The organism is Halomonas sp. FeN2 (genome assembly GCF_020595105.1).
Taxonomy (GTDB): Bacteria; Pseudomonadota; Gammaproteobacteria; order Pseudomonadales; family Halomonadaceae; genus Vreelandella; species Vreelandella neptunia.
In genome coordinates this window covers 3,722,315-3,737,226 of sequence record NZ_CP074200.1, presented here as the reverse complement: position 1 = coordinate 3,737,226, position 14,912 = coordinate 3,722,315, and the positions used below count along the sequence as shown (strand labels likewise).

Below are 14,912 nucleotides of genomic sequence, written 5' to 3'. Positions count from 1 at the left end.
TCTTAGGCTACCGTCACTTTTGGCACATCACTTCCATGGCCATCTAATAGTTGCGGTGCGCCCTCTTCGTCGGTGACCACCACATCAAAATCGTCCAGTGCGGCGAAATAGGCAGGCCGAACCACACCGAACTTGCTGGCATCTACCACCAACAGCCGCTGTATGGCGGTGGCAATGGCAGCCTGTTTAGGGGCCACTTCGTGAAAGTGAAAGCAACTTACTCCGCGCTCTAAATCCACCCCTGCAGCGGAGATCAGCGCTTTATTAATGCCTAGCCGTTCGACAGCGGCGGCCATATTATCGCTGCCAAAGGATTGAGAGGCGGCATAAAACAGCCCGCCTAATAGTACCAAGCGAACATTGGGGAGCGCGGCGACAGCGTTGGCAACGTTAAGCGCATAGGTGACTACCGTTAGCTCATGAAAATGGCTTAACTGGCTCAGCAACGGCATCAGCGTTGAGCCGCAATCAATAAACAGCGTATCGCCCTCTTCTATATAGGCTAACGCACGCTGGCAGAGCCGATGCTTGGCTTGATAGTGGCTGGCCTGCTGTTCATTCAAGTCATAAATAGGGGTTACGCCTGGGTAATTTGCCATCACTAACCGCCCCCCCAGCAGGCTAATAGTGTTCTTCTGGGTACTCAGATCGCGGCGGATAGTCATTTCTGAAACATCGCACAACTCTGCGGCATCGCGCAGGTGCAGAGTGCCGCCACTGGCAAGCGCTTCCTGAAGTTTGGCAAGGCGCAGCGCGCTTCGGCCATTGGTAGTGGGCATCTCCTTGCAAACCCCTCTTGTTGTGTGAAGCTAAACGTAAATATCGTGTCGATGTCTTGGCGATGCTGCCTTCATAAATAGTCAGCGTTCATTTCTATGCTGCGTGAGCAACGGCGGAATTTCCACTGCTATATCATCATGCGATGTCTCTATGGCCATGTCTCCACGGCTATCACAACCCTTGAACCATCCAGTCTCTGCCTGATTCCCGTGAGAGCTATATGACATTTAAATAGCGTTGATGTGACAATACTTGCAAATCAACGTTAGAAAAATAACACTGAATGTTATAATTTTAACATTAACGCCAGCCCGCACGACTATAACCTCGGATAGCCACACCCAAATGGCTCCGCGACAACCCTTGTTGAGGCTCTCATGACTGCTCGTACACACTCTCGCACCCCTTCGTCTAAGACCGCGCTTGGCGCTGGCGTATTAGGGGCAATGCTGACTACGCCGCTAATGGCAGACGAGGCTGCTCAGCCGCATCCCCTTGATCGGCTATGGTCATTCGCCAACGTTTCAGTTAACTACCTGGATTGGTCAAACGGCACCGAGGCGCGCACCGCGTCCAACGCGGCGAAAAGCGACTTTATGTTTCTCGAAATCGAAGGCGGCGCTGGCTTTAGCTGGGGCGAATTTTACGGCTTCTTTGATTTCGAGAACCCCACCAACGACCAGTTCGATGAGCCCAGCGGTGGTAAAGACAACTTCCGCACCGCGGGTAAAGTGACCTCTCACATTTACCTGGGTGATAGCCCGCTATCGATTTACGCCCACCTGTATGACTTCCGCGATTACGGTTATAACAGCCGCGAGCAGGATCAGATTCTGGGTTTGGGTTACCGTACCACCTTTGATAACGGCCTATGGTTTAAACCCTTTATTGGCGCGGCGCGGGTGCAAAGTAATAGCTATACCGGCATGAACGGCTATATGGCAGGCTGGGTCGCGGGTTATGATTTCAACGCGCTCAACCAGAACTTCAGCGTCACCAACTGGCACGAACAGACGTTTGGCCGTGACGATGAATACCTGGAGCAGAACTACGTGGGCGACACGGCAGGTAGTGTGGGCACCAACGGTGCACTGAGCCTATGGTGGCATCCGAGCGATTTGATCACCACCGGCATTCAGTACCGTTACTCTGAGAATAAGTTGGGCACCCCCAACGATTATCAGAATGCGATGATCTACTCCGTCAAGCTCAACTTACTATAAACGCGCTTCTTACTCGCGGACTCGAAGGATCTCCTTATGACACTCCTTATGAGCTTGGTGGGCATGGTCACTCTGGTGGCCATTGCCCTGATCTTCTCCTACGACCGTAAATCTATCCGGCTGCGTACCGTGCTGGGCGCCTTTGCTATTCAAGCGGGGATTGGTGCCTTTGTACTCTATGTGCCGTTTGGCCAAGCGGTACTACAGGCCATCTCCTCCGGCGTTAGCCAAATTTTGGTGTATGCCAACGACGGTATCGGCTTTCTGTTCGGCGGCTTAGCCGATGTGGATAATGTCGGCTTTGTATTTGCGATCAAAGTACTCCCCGTCATTATCTTCTTCTCCTCGCTGATCGCCGTGCTCTACTACATCGGCATTATGCAGTGGGTGATTCGTATTCTGGGCGGCGCTCTGCAGAAAGCCTTGGGCACCTCACGCACGGAGTCGCTTTCCGCAACCGCCAATATTTTCGTCGGCCAAACCGAAGCACCGTTGGTGGTGCGTCCGTTTATCGCCCGAATGACGCCTTCGCAGCTGTTTGCCGTTATGTGTGGTGGTCTGGCGTCGGTCGCCGGTTCAGTATTGGCGGGCTACGCCGCGCTGGGTATTCCCATGGAGTACTTGGTGGCAGCCTCCTTTATGGCGGCGCCGGGCGGGTTGCTGTTCGCCAAGCTGATCATGCCGGAAACCCAAGACGTTACCGACAGCGACAGCGTTTCCAAGGTGGAAGAAGAGATTGAAGCCCAGGAAGATAAACCTGCCAACGTCTTGGATGCGGCGGCATCGGGTGCCACCTCGGGTCTAATGCTGGCCGCCAACGTGGGCGCCATGCTACTCGCCTTTATCGCCCTGATTGCGTTAGTTAACGGCATTCTAGGCGGCGTTGGCGGCTGGGTGGGCTTTGACTCGCTGAGTCTGGAGCTGATCTTGGGCTGGCTGTTTGCCCCGCTGGCCTTCCTCTTGGGTGTACCTTGGGAAGAGGCTACTCTGGCTGGGTCCTTCATCGGCCAAAAATTAGTGGTCAACGAATTCGTCGCCTATATCAACCTTGCGCCCTACATTGATGGGGAACAGGTGGTGGCTGCGACGGGTCAAATGATGACACCGCACACCATGGCGATCCTCTCTTTTGCGCTGTGTGGCTTTGCGAACCTCTCCTCCATTGCGATTCTGCTGGGTGGTCTGGGTAGCATTGCCCCTACCCGCCGCAAAGAGATTGCTCGTTTTGGCGTCAAAGCCGTGTTGGCCGGTACACTGTCCAACTTGATGTCGGCCTCGATTGCTGGCTTCTTTATCGCCCTAAGTAACGCCACTGCTTAATGCAGCGGGCTTACTGAAGGTGACGGGCACTGCGGCTTTATCCGCAGTGCCCGTTTTTATCTTTTACTGATTTGTGAGAATTCCATGACTGCGACTGCTTCCCCCCATATCGTCCAAGCCGCCCGCCAAGCGCTTACCCTCATGGATCTGACGAGCCTGAACGACAGCGATACTGACAGCACCATTGAAGCGCTCTGCCAGCAGGTAAAGACACCCTTTGGCACCCCGGCTGCAGTCTGTGTCTACCCCCAGTTTATTGTCACGGCCCAGCGTGCGCTCACTGCTCACACACTCAATGACCAGGTCAAGATCGCCACGGTCACCAATTTTCCAGATGGTGGTGATGACATCATGGGCGCTGCTCGGGAAACCCGTGACGCCGTTGCCTCCGGTGCCCACGAAGTCGATGTCGTCTTTCCCTACCGCGCGCTGATGGCAGGCGACGAAGAGACCGGCCTTGAGTTGGTTGAAATGTGCAAAGCCGCCTGCGCTGGCCAAGCACTGCTCAAAGTGATCATTGAGTCCGGCGAACTCAAAGAGCCTGCACTGATCAAACGCGCTAGCGAACTGGCTATTGAAGGCGGCGCGGATTTCATTAAAACATCGACAGGTAAAGTTGCCGTTAACGCTACGCTGGAAGCCGCTGAAATTATGCTCAAAGCCATCAAGGCCAGTGGCCAAGACGTTGGTTTTAAAGCAGCAGGTGGCGTTAAAACCGCTGAAGACGCAGCGGAATATTTGGCTCTTGCCAACGACATCATGGGTCCAGGCTGGGTAACCCCAGCTCACTTCCGCTTTGGTGCCTCTAGCCTGCTGGGTAATCTGCTGGCGACGCTGACCGGCAACACCAACGCGGCCACCACTGACGGAGGTTACTAATGTCTGCCAAACACACCCTACTCCCCCAGGAACTGATTCGCCTAAAGCGTGACAACCAGCCGCTGCCCGCGGAAGAGATTAAAGCCTTTGTGCAGGGCATTGCCGATGATCGCATCAGCGACGCTCAGATTGGCGCCTTCACCATGGCAGTATTTCTCAACGGCATGAGCCGTGAAGAAGTCGTAGCGCTGACCACCGCTACCCGCGACTCCGGCCACGTGATGCAGTGGAGCGACCTCAACCTGCCCGGCCCGATTGTCGATAAGCACTCCACCGGCGGCGTGGGTGACTTGGTTTCACTGGTACTCGGCCCATGGGTCGCTGCCTGCGGCGCCTTTGTACCGATGATCTCAGGTCGTGGCCTGGGCCACACCGGCGGCACCCTGGATAAGCTCGAATCGATCCCCGGCTACGACCCCTACCCCGCACCAGAGCGTTTCCGCGAGGTGGTTAAATCCACCGGTGTGGCGATTATCGGCCAAACGGGTGATCTCGCCCCCGCCGACAAGCGCATCTACGGCGTGCGTGATGTGACCGCCACGGTGGAATCGATTCCGCTGATTACCGCCTCTATTCTAGGCAAGAAGCTGGCTTCCGGACTGGATGCGCTGGTGATGGACGTTAAAGTCGGCAGCGGCGCCTTTATGCCCACGCCGGAAAAATCCCGCGAGCTGGCTAAAAGTATCGCCAATGTGGCCACCCAAGCGGGTACGCCCACGACTGCTCTGCTTACCGACATGAGCCAGCCGCTGGCTCCCTGCGCCGGTAACGCCGTTGAAATCGTCGAGACCCTGGCACTACTGCGCGGAGACCGCCCCAACAGTCGCGTGATGCAAGTCACCCGAGAACTGGCAGTGGAAATGCTGATTGCCGGCAAGCTCGCAGGCTCACGTGAAGAAGCGCTTACTCAGCTTGAGAAGGCGCTAACTTCTGGCGCGGCCGCTGAAGTATTCGCCCGCATGGTGCGCGAACTCGGCGGCCCCAGCGACTTTATTGAGCGCTCGGAGCACTACTTGGCCAAAGCCGAGGTGATTAAGCCCGTGTATGCCGAAAAACCAGGTGTCGTCCAGCGTATCGACACCCGAGCGGTGGGCATGAGCGTGGTGGAACTGGGCGGCGGCCGCCTGCGTAACGACGCCAGCGTCGATCACAGCGTCGGCTTTACGGCTATCGTCGAAATCGGCGAGAGCGTGGATAGCCAGCGCCCCATTGCCATGGTACACGCCCGCAGTGAAGCCGCCGCCGACCGTGCCGCCGAGCAGTTGCGCGCGGCGTTTACGATTGGCGAAGGTACCGCCAGCGCCGATACCCTGCTACAAGACACTTTCCGTGGAGAAGCCTTATGAGCCGCGCGATTGTCCTGGTACTTGACTCCTTTGGGATTGGCGCCGCCCCGGATGCCGCCACCTTCGGCGATGAAGGTTCCGACACCCTGGGTCATATTGCCGCCGCCTGCGCCCGTGGCGAGGCGGATAACGCCAACCGCTCAGGCCCGCTCAAGCTGCCCAACATGGCCAAGCTGGGGCTATTTCACGCCCACCGCGATGCCACGGGAAGCGTTGCCGAAGGCGTCACGCTGCCGGAAAACCTGGAAGGCGCGTACGCCCATGCCAAAGAAATTTCCAGCGGCAAAGACACCCCCTCCGGCCACTGGGAAATTGCCGGCGTTCCGGTACGCTTCGAGTGGGGCTACTTTCTGGATAAAACTGACAGTTTCCCCCTTGAGCTGCTCGATGCCATCGTGCAAGAAGCCGACCTCACCGGGGTCATTGGCAACTGCCATGCGTCAGGCACCGAGATCATCGCCCGCCTGGGTGAAGAGCACATAGCCACCGGCAAGCCCATCGTTTATACCTCGGCGGATTCGGTGTTCCAAATTGCCGCCCACGAAGAGCATTTCGGCCTTGAACGGCTTTATAAGCTGTGCGAAACCGTCCGCGAGCTGCTGGAGCCTTATAACATTGGCCGCGTCATTGCGCGTCCGTTTATCGGCGAAGACAGCAACACCTTCGCCCGCACCGGCAACCGTCGCGACTACAGCGTAGAGCCGCCCTCACCCACCGTGCTGCAGAAGCTTGATGATGCCGGCGGCGAAGTGGTCTCGATTGGTAAAATTGCCGATATCTACGCCCACTGCGGCATTACCCACAAGGTAAAAGCCAGCGGTCACGATGCATTGATGGACGCCACGCTCAAAGAGATCGAGCGCACCAGCCAACGCGACGAAGGCGAGCGCGCCATGATCATGACCAACTTTGTCGATTTTGACTCGGTCTATGGCCATCGCCGCGACGTGGCGGGCTATGCCGCCGCACTGGAAGATTTCGACGCCAAGCTGCCTAAGCTGCTGGCTGCGCTAAGCGAAGATGACCTGCTGATTCTCACCGCTGATCACGGCTGCGACCCCAGCTGGCACGGCACCGAGCACACCCGCGAGTACATACCCATTCTGGTACACGGCCCCGGCTTTACCCCCGGCCCGCTGGGCGAGCGCGGCACCTTTGCCGATATTGGCCAAACCCTGGCCGACTTTTTCCTGCTACCGGCCATGGCCGATGGCAAAAGCTTTCTTCCTGAAGCCGCTTAAAGGAGATATTTGATGGCTACCCCGCATATTAACGCTGCCCCCGGCGATTTCGCTGATACCGTCCTGATGCCCGGCGACCCGCTGCGCGCCAAATACATCGCCGACACCTACCTGGAGAACGTTCGCCAGGTCAATGACGTGCGCAATATGTTCGGCTACACCGGCACCTACAAAGGCCGCGAGATTTCCGTGATGGGCCACGGCATGGGCATTCCATCGGTCTCCATCTACGCCAAAGAGCTAATCACCGACTACGGCGTTAAATCGCTCATTCGCGTGGGCTCCTGCGGCGCGGTGCGCGACGATGTCAACGTGCGCGATGTGGTCATCGGCATGGGTGCCAGTACCGACTCCAAAGTCAATCGTATGCGCTTTAACGATCACGACTTCGCCGCGATTGCGGATTTTGAGCTGACTCAGCACGCGGTGGCTGCCGCCAAGGCCAAGGGCGTGCCGGTCAAAGTGGGCAACATCTTCTCAGCGGACTTGTTCTACAACCCGCAAACCGAAATGGCTGAAATGCTCAAGCGCTACGGCATTGTCGGCGTTGAGATGGAAGCCGCTGGCCTGTACGGCGTCGCCGCCGAGTTTGGTGCCCGCGCCATGACCATCTGCACCGTGTCGGATCACATCCTGAAAGGCGACTCGCTCTCCAGCGCCGATCGTCAAACCACTTTCGACGATATGATGCTGATTGCACTGGACACCGTTCTACGCGACGACGCTGCCCGCGCTTGAAGCGCTGACATGGCCTAAAGCAAGGTTCTTCTTCGCTCAGTATGGAATTATCTCTACCAGCCTGATAGTTGCACCCGTGGGAGATGACGAAGAACCAAAAGGAAAAATGATGGAACAGGTATCGGAAGAGATCGTTCAGAAGTTATTCAGCGCCCGGGCTAACGCCTATGTGCCCTACTCTAATCACCCGGTGGCGTCGGTGATGGTGACCCCTGACGGTCAGCAGTTTGCCGGCACCAACGTGGAGGTGGCGCACTACAAAGGCTTGTGTGCTGAAGCCTCGGCCATTTCCGCCATGGTAACCGCAGGCCAACGCCAGCTGGCGACCGTATTCGTCATGGGCCCAGCTGATCACTTGTGCACGCCCTGCGGCGATTGTCGTCAGCGAATTCGTGAGTTCGCCACGCCAGAAACGCAGATCAAGGTGCTTTCCGGCAGCGGCGAAATGATGAAAACCTACACCATGGAAACGCTGCTGCCCGACGCCTTCGGGCCTGAGCAATTGCCACCGCGTTAACTACCCAGTTTCGCGCACCACCAGCGTCACCGGCAGCGATACGTGCCGGGACGCTTCCCCCGCCCTCGCTTCTGCCAGTAGTGCCATGCTCGTCTCGGCTATCTCGGCAATATCCTGCCGTACGGTGGTGAGCCCAGTGGCGAGGGTGGGCAGGTCATCAAAGCCTGTTACCGCGACCTGAAAAGGCACTTCAATCCCGCGGTCTTCCAGCGCGGCCACACAGCCCAACGCTAGTTCGTCGGTGGCGCATACCAGCGCATCAAAAGGCAGTGGTTGGGCGCCCTCTTCGTCTAAATAGCGATTTAGATAGCGATAGCTGTTAAGGGAGTCTGACGCCAAGCGGTGCGGTAGGCTGATCAAGCGTTCGGCGAGCCCCGCCTCTGCCAACGCCCGCCGGTAGCCCTCCAAGCGGCTATGGGGACGCGGCACCTCTAGCTCGCCGCCCATAAAGGCCAGCCGTTGGCGCCCGTGAGTAATGAGGTGGTGGGTCATCTCATACAGACCCTGCCTATCATCCGGGGCGACAGAAAAGCCTTCCCCGGCGTCACCTATGCGTACAAAAGGAATCGCAGCGGCCTTAAGCAGCGCCGGGCGCTCATCGTCTGGGGCTTCACCAAGCAAAATAGCAGCCCCCGCGCGTTCGGGTAATTCGGCGGTTTGCTGGTGATTAAAGAACACCGGCACCATACCCTGCTGATGAAGGGCCACGGTAAGGTGTTGGTAGAGCAAGATATAGTAAGGGCGCAGCTCGATATCCTGACGTCCGAGAGAGATGCCTACCACCGCCGTTTTACCACTTATTAGCTGACGAGCCGCGGCGCTGGGCTGGTAGGCCACTTCTTGGCTAATCGCCAAAATTTTCTCACGCAGGGCGTCACTGAGCCCTGGTTTGCCGTTCAGGGCCCGGCTGACCGAGGCAATCGATACTTCGGCCCGCCGGGCAATTTCTCGGATGGTGGCCGTTTGGGCGCTTTGATTGCTCTTTATCACCGAATCTCTCACCGGCTATTTCCCGCCCTATTTTTCACCTGGAATGCCTCCAGTGTGCCGAAAAACGCCCGGCGTTGCGACGCTGATTACACTGCAATTTCCAGACTGCGGTCTTCCTGACTGGAGATAACGCAGGCATCAAGCACAGTTTGGATCGCTGCCCCTCGGGCAAAGTCCGGCTGGTCGTTTTCACCACTGCGGATGCTTTCCACAAACCGCTGATAGATACTGGGCGTTGGCGGTGCCTTCACTGTGCCCCAACGCGCTGGGTGAACGTCATCGTCCAAACACACCTGCACGTCGTCTTTTGAGGCGTCTAAATCGACGCGAATAGCACCTTTATCGCCGTGCACGCTCAGGGTTAGCGAGTTATGGTGTCCGGTCGCCCAACGGGTGGCTTGAATGGTGCCCTTGGCCCCATTGGCAAAAGTCACTCGCATTAGCGCGGTATCGTTGGCATCCAGTAGATAGTCGCCGATGCGGTTATTCGGGGCTTTTTCAAAGCAGGTCAGTTCGCAGTTCACGCGACTAATATCGCCCACCGGGAAGCTGGCGAAATCGACAATATGCACGCCTACATCGCCCAATACGCCTTTGCTACCGTGGGCTTCCGAAAGCCGCCAAAGCCACTGACTCTCCTGATCCCAGCGTCCCCACTCATTGCTGACCAACCAACTTTGCCGATAGCTGGCATCTACATGGCGAACCTGACCAATCGCCCCAGCGGTAATCAGCGCACGAGCGTGCTGAATGGCCGGGGCATCGCGATAGCTAAAATTGACCATATTGATGACCTTGGCGGCCTGCGCCGCTTGGGCCATTTCATGAGCATCATCTGCATTCGTCGCCAGCGGCTTTTCGCACAGAATGTGCTTGCCTGCGGCGATCGCGGCCAGTGACGTTAGCTTATGAACGCCATCCGGCGTGACGTTGCTCACAGCTTGAATATCCGTCCGCGCTAGCATGACCCCCAGGTCGTCATACGCATCTGCAATACCGTGACGGCCAGCAAAGTCGCGGGCCTTGGCCAGCTCCATATCGCACACCGCCACCACTTCCACTCCCTCGATCCGGCTAAAGTGCTTGGCGTGCTCACCAGCCATACTGCCAGCGCCAATTATCGCTAAACGGATCATTTGAAGCCCTCCTCGCCGGGTTTATGCAGCCCTTCGCCTTTGATTTCCACCGGGTTGGGTGCCTGGTCAGCAGGAATATTAGGGCAACTGTCGATCCAGCGAGAGCCTTCCGGGCGCGCCCATTTCACAGCGTTCTTCAGTACCGTTTTCACCTGTGCGTCGTAGTAGATTGGGTAGGTTTCGTGACCAGGGCGGAAGTAAAAAATCTTGCCATTGCCGCGTTTGTAGGTCAGCCCTGAGCGGAATACCTCACCGCCCTCAAAGGCGCTGATAAAGATCACTTCATCGGGGTTGGGTACCGCAAACGGCTCGCCGTACATTTCGGTATGCGGCAATTCGATATAGTCGCCCAGGCCCTGAACGATAGGGTGACCAGGGTTAACGACCCATAGCCGCTCGCGCTCTCCCGCTTCCCTCCACTTGAGTGAGCAGGTCGTGCCCATCAGGCGTTTGAAGATCTTTGCGTAGTGCCCAGAGTGCAGCACTATAAGCCCCATCCCCTGTAACACACGCGCCTGAACTCGGTCGACGGTCTCTTCAAGCACATCGCCGTGGGCGGCGTGGCCCCACCACAGCAGCACATCGGTATTTTCGAGAGTATCTTTACTTAAACCCTGCTCGGGATCTTGCAAGGTAACCGCGTTGGCGTGGATACCCTTCGCTTCGTTTAAACCTTCTGCGATGCAGTGATGCATACCTTCTGGATAAATTCTGGCTACAACTTCATTGGTTTGCTCGTGAACGTTTTCACCCCACACGGTGACGTTAATAGTCATATTTTCTCCTTAGCCATGACGGCCTAACAGCGTAAAAGCGGCTTAAAAGTGACACCCAATACATAAAGTAAACGTTTACCTTAATGACGTAAACGTTTACTTACATGCAACTTTAGTCGCCGCCCTCGCCTCTACTGTGGAGGCCATCACTATTGGCATCGCGCCGAGGTTATCCGTATTCTGAAACGCTACCTCACGCTTTAGCGTGGCTAACGATGCGTGTTTAATTATTTGCTTCTAACAACAGGCTGTTCCTAACGACAGGCTGTTTCTAAAAACAGGAGAACGCCATGGCTGGTTTACTGCCAAACGTCGACCCCGAGGGTCTGCTTGAATACTCGGTGGTCTACACAGACCGCTCACTGAATCACATGTCGCAGCAGTTTCAAGGTGTAATGCGGGATATTTCCGCCACGCTGAAAGAGGTGTACAACGCCCATGCAGCGGTGATTGTGCCCGGCAGCGGCACCTTTGGCATGGAAGCGGTGGCGCGCCAGTTTGCCGTTGACCAGAAAACCATGGTTATTCGCAACGGCTGGTTCAGCTACCGCTGGACGCAAATTATTGAGATGGGTCGCTTAACCGACCAGCACTCAGTGCTGAAAGCAAGGCGTCTGAAGGCCAATGACCCGCGTTCGCCTTTTCAGCCGGTGCCCATTGATGAGGCCGTGGCGCAAATTCGTAGCGAGAAACCTGCCGTAGTGTTTGCCCCGCAAGTGGAGACCTCCGCTGGCTTGCTGCTCCCGGACGACTATATTCAGGCGCTTGCCGAAGCAACTCATGAGGTAGGTGGTCTGTTCGTGCTGGACGCTATTGCGGCGGGCACCCTGTGGGTGGATATGCAGGCGCTAGGCATTGATGTGGTGGTCAGCGCACCGCAGAAAGGCTGGAGCGGCTCGCCCTGCTGCGCCATGGTGATGCTCTCAGAGCGTGCCACCCAGCGTTTGAGCGAGACCCAGAGCAACAGTTTTGCCTGCGATTTGGGCAAGTGGCACAGCATTATGCAGGCCTATGAAAATGGCGGGCACGCCTACCACGCCACCATGCCTACCGATGCACTGCGGCAGTTACGAGATATCATGCAGGAGACCCGCGCTTATGGCTTTGCCAAGGTAAAAGAGGAGCAGCAAGCGATTGGCCGGGAAGTCCGCGCCATGCTTAATCGCCACGGTTTTGTGAGCGTTGCTGCGGAAGGCTTTGAAGCCCCGGGTGTGGTGGTATGTTATAGCGACGATAGCAGCTTGGTGGGCAAACTTGCCCAAGCGGGCGTACAAGTGGCGGGCGGCGTACCGCTAATGTGCGATGAAGGCGATAACTTCCAAACCTTCCGCATAGGTCTATTTGGCCTCGATAAACTGCATCACACAGAGCGCAGCGTAAACAGCTTGGAGCAGGCGATTAAAGCAGTGGTTTAAGACAGAGCTTAAGAGAGTAAGGAAGGAAAAGCCCGCTATTTTAGTAGCGGGCCAGATTAATGCCAAACCCATCAACACCTATTTGCTAAGGTCTGCATCAACCCGTAGCGGGGGTTATTCGGCCAGGGATGGCGAATTTAGCGCCCATGGATGGGTCTACAGCGCCCCCGCATAGGGTTGATCAGACCGTTGGGGATGCGCTGTAAAAGGCTACATATAGCCTACGCCTCGCGGCATCATGCCCAGGTGGTTTTCGACTTGGGTGACCCCAGGCACGTTTTCCGCAGCAACGGTTACCGCCTGCTTCTGTTCAAGGGATTCGACCAGCCCCCAGACCTCCACAGTACCGCCATCCACAATCACGCTAATACCTTCAACCTGTACGCCGGTATTATGCTCAACCTCGTTGAGAATAGCCTCGCGAATTTGCCGATCATCCGTGGGTGACTGGGTCGGCGCCACCGCCGCATTGGCAATACCTTGTAGCAGGTTTGCACGGCTCACGATGCCCACCAGTTTACCTTCACGCAACACAGGCACCCGCTTGATATGGTGTTTTTCCAACATGCGCGCAATGGTATGCAGCGGCGTGTTCTCTTCGACGGTCATTGGATTCGGGGTCATGACCTCGTGGGCTTTACGGCCATGGGACTTAACATAGTCCCCAGCATCCTTGCCGCCGGTAAACAGCGATAACCACCAGGAGTCGCGATGGTCACCGTCGCCTTTTACCCGGCGCATTAAATCGCCTTCACTGACAATGCCAATCACCTGGTGAGCCTCATCCACTACGGGAACCGCACTGATACGGTGACTGAGCAACAGCTGGGCAATTTCTCGCACTTCAGTGTCAGGCCCCACACTCACCACTTTGGGCGTCATAATATCGATAGCTTGCATGGTTCTCCTCCTTACGCTCAACCTTTAAAGACTGAGCCGCAGATGCAGGTTAGTCTGCCTGTACTTTGAGACTAGTTCGCTGCTGGAAATTTGCCCATGCCGAGAGGCGATATCAAAGAACGCATTGAGGCTGCGTTGATCTGGCGCAGTTTATTTGCCCCTTTCTTATTTTTGCTCCTTCACCACACTACTCTCTTCGACTTTCTCAACATCGACAATACCCGAGCGGCTAACGACCACCTTCCAACGGGCGAGGTAGGGCGTATCCTCACTCCCTGTCTCCCTAATCACCAAGTTGAACAGATGGCGGCGCTCGACGCCCTCACGCACCGCTTGGCCATCTTTTAAACGGTAGATATGATGCTTGCCCTTACTCATTAACCGCGTCAGCATGGAGATATCCAGATTGAGCGTTTCGCGGGTATGCTCGTAGCCGCTTAAAAAACGCGTGGGCGACATACGTGAACTTGAACGGTAGTGCAGCACCACTTCTTCTCGCTGAGCTACCGTTCGGCGGCGCATCTGTTGAATATCTTCGCCCAGCGATGCAAAGCGCTTGTAGTCAAACCACTCCAATTGGCGTCCCACAACGGCATTGCGAGTGGGGTCTAAATACTGGCGGCGCCACTTGGGGCGGCCTTTACGCAACCAGCGCCAAAGGGTATTGCGTAAATCATCCTTAAACACCTCACGCATGGCGTAGAGCAGCGCCATGGCTAATACGAACAGTGCGGTGATATCTCCCAACGCATTACGCAACTGCAGCACACCTAACGATACAAAAGCCATTACCACTGCCGTGGCTAGCGCTTTAACCGCTTTCTGCTCGCCGCCCCCCAGCTCCAATGCCTCCTGTTTCAGGGTAATCGGGTGCTCAATCAGGCGCCGAAGTAAACGCATTTTATTCGACATTCGCGTCGGGTCGGCCATGACCCGTTCGGCGTTGTACTGCTGTTCCCGTCGATACTCCCCCTCTCGGTGACATACGCTAATAAAGCGTCGACGAATATCGGTAAACTCACCGCCACGGGGCATGTGCGCCACCAGCGCCAGCAACTGCTGTTCGGTAAACCAGGAGAGGTAGTTATCAATATTGGCAAAGTACTTATTAAAGCTTTCATCATCGGGCTGGTGCCGTCTCAACCGCTTAAGAATACCGTCGCTTAGGTCGATCATTTCATGCAGTTGATCGCGCAGGCCGGCGGCACTCTCCTGTACCTCACTGTTCTCTTCCCGCTCCTCTTGGCGAGCATGGCGCAGTTTATTGGCACTCACTAGCATTGACCGGGTAGTGCGCTCCATCGCTTCCACGTATTGGTAGGCATAGAGGCTCAGACTCAATCGATACGAGTCGCTGCCGAGCCGATTACGACTGGCCAGTCGACTATGCACCAGCGGCAGGAGGTACTCGTCACTGTAGTAGGTGCGCGAGACATTAATAGCAGCATGATAAAAGGCTTCTTCTGAGATAAGCTGGGTGCTTAAACCCAAATCGCCAGGCACAAAAAGATAGACGTCAAGGTTATGCGATGTCTCTTCCTTGAGTCGCCGGGTAAGACGCAGCTGAAAGCTGTTTTTACGCTCAACGTTGATCAACTCATCAATCTCCTACTCCTTTGCCTAACGTGATGATATACCATGGCTAAAATGA

At 56.3% G+C, this 14,912-nt stretch carries 14 protein-coding genes; 8 read left to right on the top strand and 6 right to left on the bottom strand.

Annotation, left to right across the window (positions count from 1 at the left end; translation table 11 throughout):
* Positions 1-2: 2 nt before the first annotated feature.
* Entirely contained in the window at positions 3-779 is a 777-nt protein-coding gene (locus KF947_RS17140) for a DeoR/GlpR family DNA-binding transcription regulator (protein ID WP_227404608.1), read from the bottom strand.
* A 378-nt stretch (positions 780-1,157) separates the two neighbouring features.
* On the opposite strand from KF947_RS17140, the gene KF947_RS17135 reads away from it, so the two are divergent.
* From KF947_RS17135 to cdd, 7 genes are all read left to right on the top strand, one after another.
* Positions 1,158-2,003: an outer membrane protein OmpK gene (locus KF947_RS17135; RefSeq protein ID WP_227404607.1), complete on the top strand. Its 846-nt coding sequence runs from the start codon at positions 1,158-1,160 to the stop codon at positions 2,001-2,003.
* A 36-nt stretch (positions 2,004-2,039) separates the two neighbouring features.
* A complete protein-coding gene (locus tag KF947_RS17130; RefSeq protein WP_227404606.1) occupies positions 2,040-3,323 on the top strand; it encodes a NupC/NupG family nucleoside CNT transporter in 1,284 nt (427 codons plus the stop codon).
* 84 nt (positions 3,324-3,407) lie between these two features.
* A complete protein-coding gene (gene deoC, locus KF947_RS17125) occupies positions 3,408-4,202 on the top strand; it encodes a deoxyribose-phosphate aldolase (protein ID WP_133731291.1) in 795 nt (264 codons plus the stop codon).
* Positions 4,202-5,548, top strand: a complete 1,347-nt coding sequence (deoA, locus tag KF947_RS17120) for a thymidine phosphorylase (RefSeq protein ID WP_227404605.1) — start codon at positions 4,202-4,204, stop codon at positions 5,546-5,548. Before deoC ends, deoA begins: the two co-directional genes overlap by 1 nt.
* Positions 5,545-6,789, top strand: a complete 1,245-nt coding sequence (locus KF947_RS17115) for a phosphopentomutase (protein WP_227404604.1) — start codon at positions 5,545-5,547, stop codon at positions 6,787-6,789. The genes deoA and KF947_RS17115 overlap by 4 nt, the downstream gene beginning before the upstream one ends.
* Positions 6,790-6,801: 12 nt before the next feature.
* A complete protein-coding gene (deoD, locus tag KF947_RS17110; protein ID WP_227404603.1) occupies positions 6,802-7,527 on the top strand; it encodes a purine-nucleoside phosphorylase in 726 nt (241 codons plus the stop codon).
* Between the two features lie 109 nt (positions 7,528-7,636).
* Positions 7,637-8,044 carry a cytidine deaminase gene (gene cdd / locus KF947_RS17105; protein ID WP_227404602.1) on the top strand — a complete coding sequence of 136 codons (408 nt, stop codon included), beginning with the start codon at positions 7,637-7,639 and terminating at the stop codon, positions 8,042-8,044.
* Here cdd and KF947_RS17100 read toward each other — a convergent pair whose 3' ends face one another.
* The 3 genes from KF947_RS17100 to KF947_RS17090 all read right to left on the bottom strand — a co-directional run bounded on the left by KF947_RS17100 (position 8,045) and on the right by KF947_RS17090 (position 10,946).
* On the bottom strand, positions 8,045-9,034 hold the full coding sequence (locus KF947_RS17100) for a LacI family DNA-binding transcriptional regulator (RefSeq protein WP_227404601.1): 990 nt from the start codon (positions 9,032-9,034) through the stop codon (positions 8,045-8,047).
* A gap of 86 nt (positions 9,035-9,120) precedes the next feature.
* Positions 9,121-10,170 (bottom strand): Gfo/Idh/MocA family protein, encoded by a 1,050-nt coding sequence (locus KF947_RS17095; RefSeq protein WP_227404600.1) that lies wholly within the window; start codon positions 10,168-10,170, stop codon positions 9,121-9,123.
* Positions 10,167-10,946 carry a ThuA domain-containing protein gene (locus tag KF947_RS17090; RefSeq protein WP_227404599.1) on the bottom strand — a complete coding sequence of 260 codons (780 nt, stop codon included), beginning with the start codon at positions 10,944-10,946 and terminating at the stop codon, positions 10,167-10,169. The genes KF947_RS17095 and KF947_RS17090 overlap by 4 nt, the downstream gene beginning before the upstream one ends.
* Positions 10,947-11,236: 290 nt before the next feature.
* Between KF947_RS17090 and KF947_RS17085 the strand changes: the two genes are divergently transcribed.
* The gene (locus KF947_RS17085; RefSeq protein ID WP_133731298.1) at positions 11,237-12,361 is read left to right on the top strand and encodes an aminotransferase class V-fold PLP-dependent enzyme; all 1,125 of its coding nucleotides are present in this window, start codon (positions 11,237-11,239) and stop codon (positions 12,359-12,361) included.
* A gap of 210 nt (positions 12,362-12,571) precedes the next feature.
* Here KF947_RS17085 and KF947_RS17080 read toward each other — a convergent pair whose 3' ends face one another.
* Entirely contained in the window at positions 12,572-13,261 is a 690-nt protein-coding gene (locus KF947_RS17080; RefSeq protein WP_133731299.1) for a CBS domain-containing protein, read from the bottom strand.
* A 165-nt stretch (positions 13,262-13,426) separates the two neighbouring features.
* The gene (locus tag KF947_RS17075) at positions 13,427-14,857 is read right to left on the bottom strand and encodes a hypothetical protein (RefSeq protein ID WP_227404598.1); all 1,431 of its coding nucleotides are present in this window, start codon (positions 14,855-14,857) and stop codon (positions 13,427-13,429) included.
* Positions 14,858-14,912 lie beyond the last annotated feature (55 nt).

Bases quoted from the DNA above. Each gene is read 5' to 3' on its own strand.
- KF947_RS17140 (WP_227404608.1), bottom strand. From the start codon at position 779: ATGCCCACTACCAATGGCCGAAGCGCGCTGCGCCTTGCCAAACTTCAG.
- KF947_RS17135 (WP_227404607.1), top strand. From the start codon at position 1,158: ATGACTGCTCGTACACACTCTCGCACCCCTTCGTCTAAGACCGCGCTT.
- KF947_RS17130 (WP_227404606.1), top strand. From the start codon at position 2,040: ATGACACTCCTTATGAGCTTGGTGGGCATGGTCACTCTGGTGGCCATT.
- deoC (WP_133731291.1), top strand. From the start codon at position 3,408: ATGACTGCGACTGCTTCCCCCCATATCGTCCAAGCCGCCCGCCAAGCG.
- deoA (WP_227404605.1), top strand. From the start codon at position 4,202: ATGTCTGCCAAACACACCCTACTCCCCCAGGAACTGATTCGCCTAAAG.
- KF947_RS17115 (WP_227404604.1), top strand. From the start codon at position 5,545: ATGAGCCGCGCGATTGTCCTGGTACTTGACTCCTTTGGGATTGGCGCC.
- deoD (WP_227404603.1), top strand. From the start codon at position 6,802: ATGGCTACCCCGCATATTAACGCTGCCCCCGGCGATTTCGCTGATACC.
- cdd (WP_227404602.1), top strand. From the start codon at position 7,637: ATGGAACAGGTATCGGAAGAGATCGTTCAGAAGTTATTCAGCGCCCGG.
- KF947_RS17095 (WP_227404600.1), bottom strand. From the start codon at position 10,170: ATGATCCGTTTAGCGATAATTGGCGCTGGCAGTATGGCTGGTGAGCAC.
- KF947_RS17090 (WP_227404599.1), bottom strand. From the start codon at position 10,946: ATGACTATTAACGTCACCGTGTGGGGTGAAAACGTTCACGAGCAAACC.
- KF947_RS17085 (WP_133731298.1), top strand. From the start codon at position 11,237: ATGGCTGGTTTACTGCCAAACGTCGACCCCGAGGGTCTGCTTGAATAC.
- KF947_RS17080 (WP_133731299.1), bottom strand. From the start codon at position 13,261: ATGCAAGCTATCGATATTATGACGCCCAAAGTGGTGAGTGTGGGGCCT.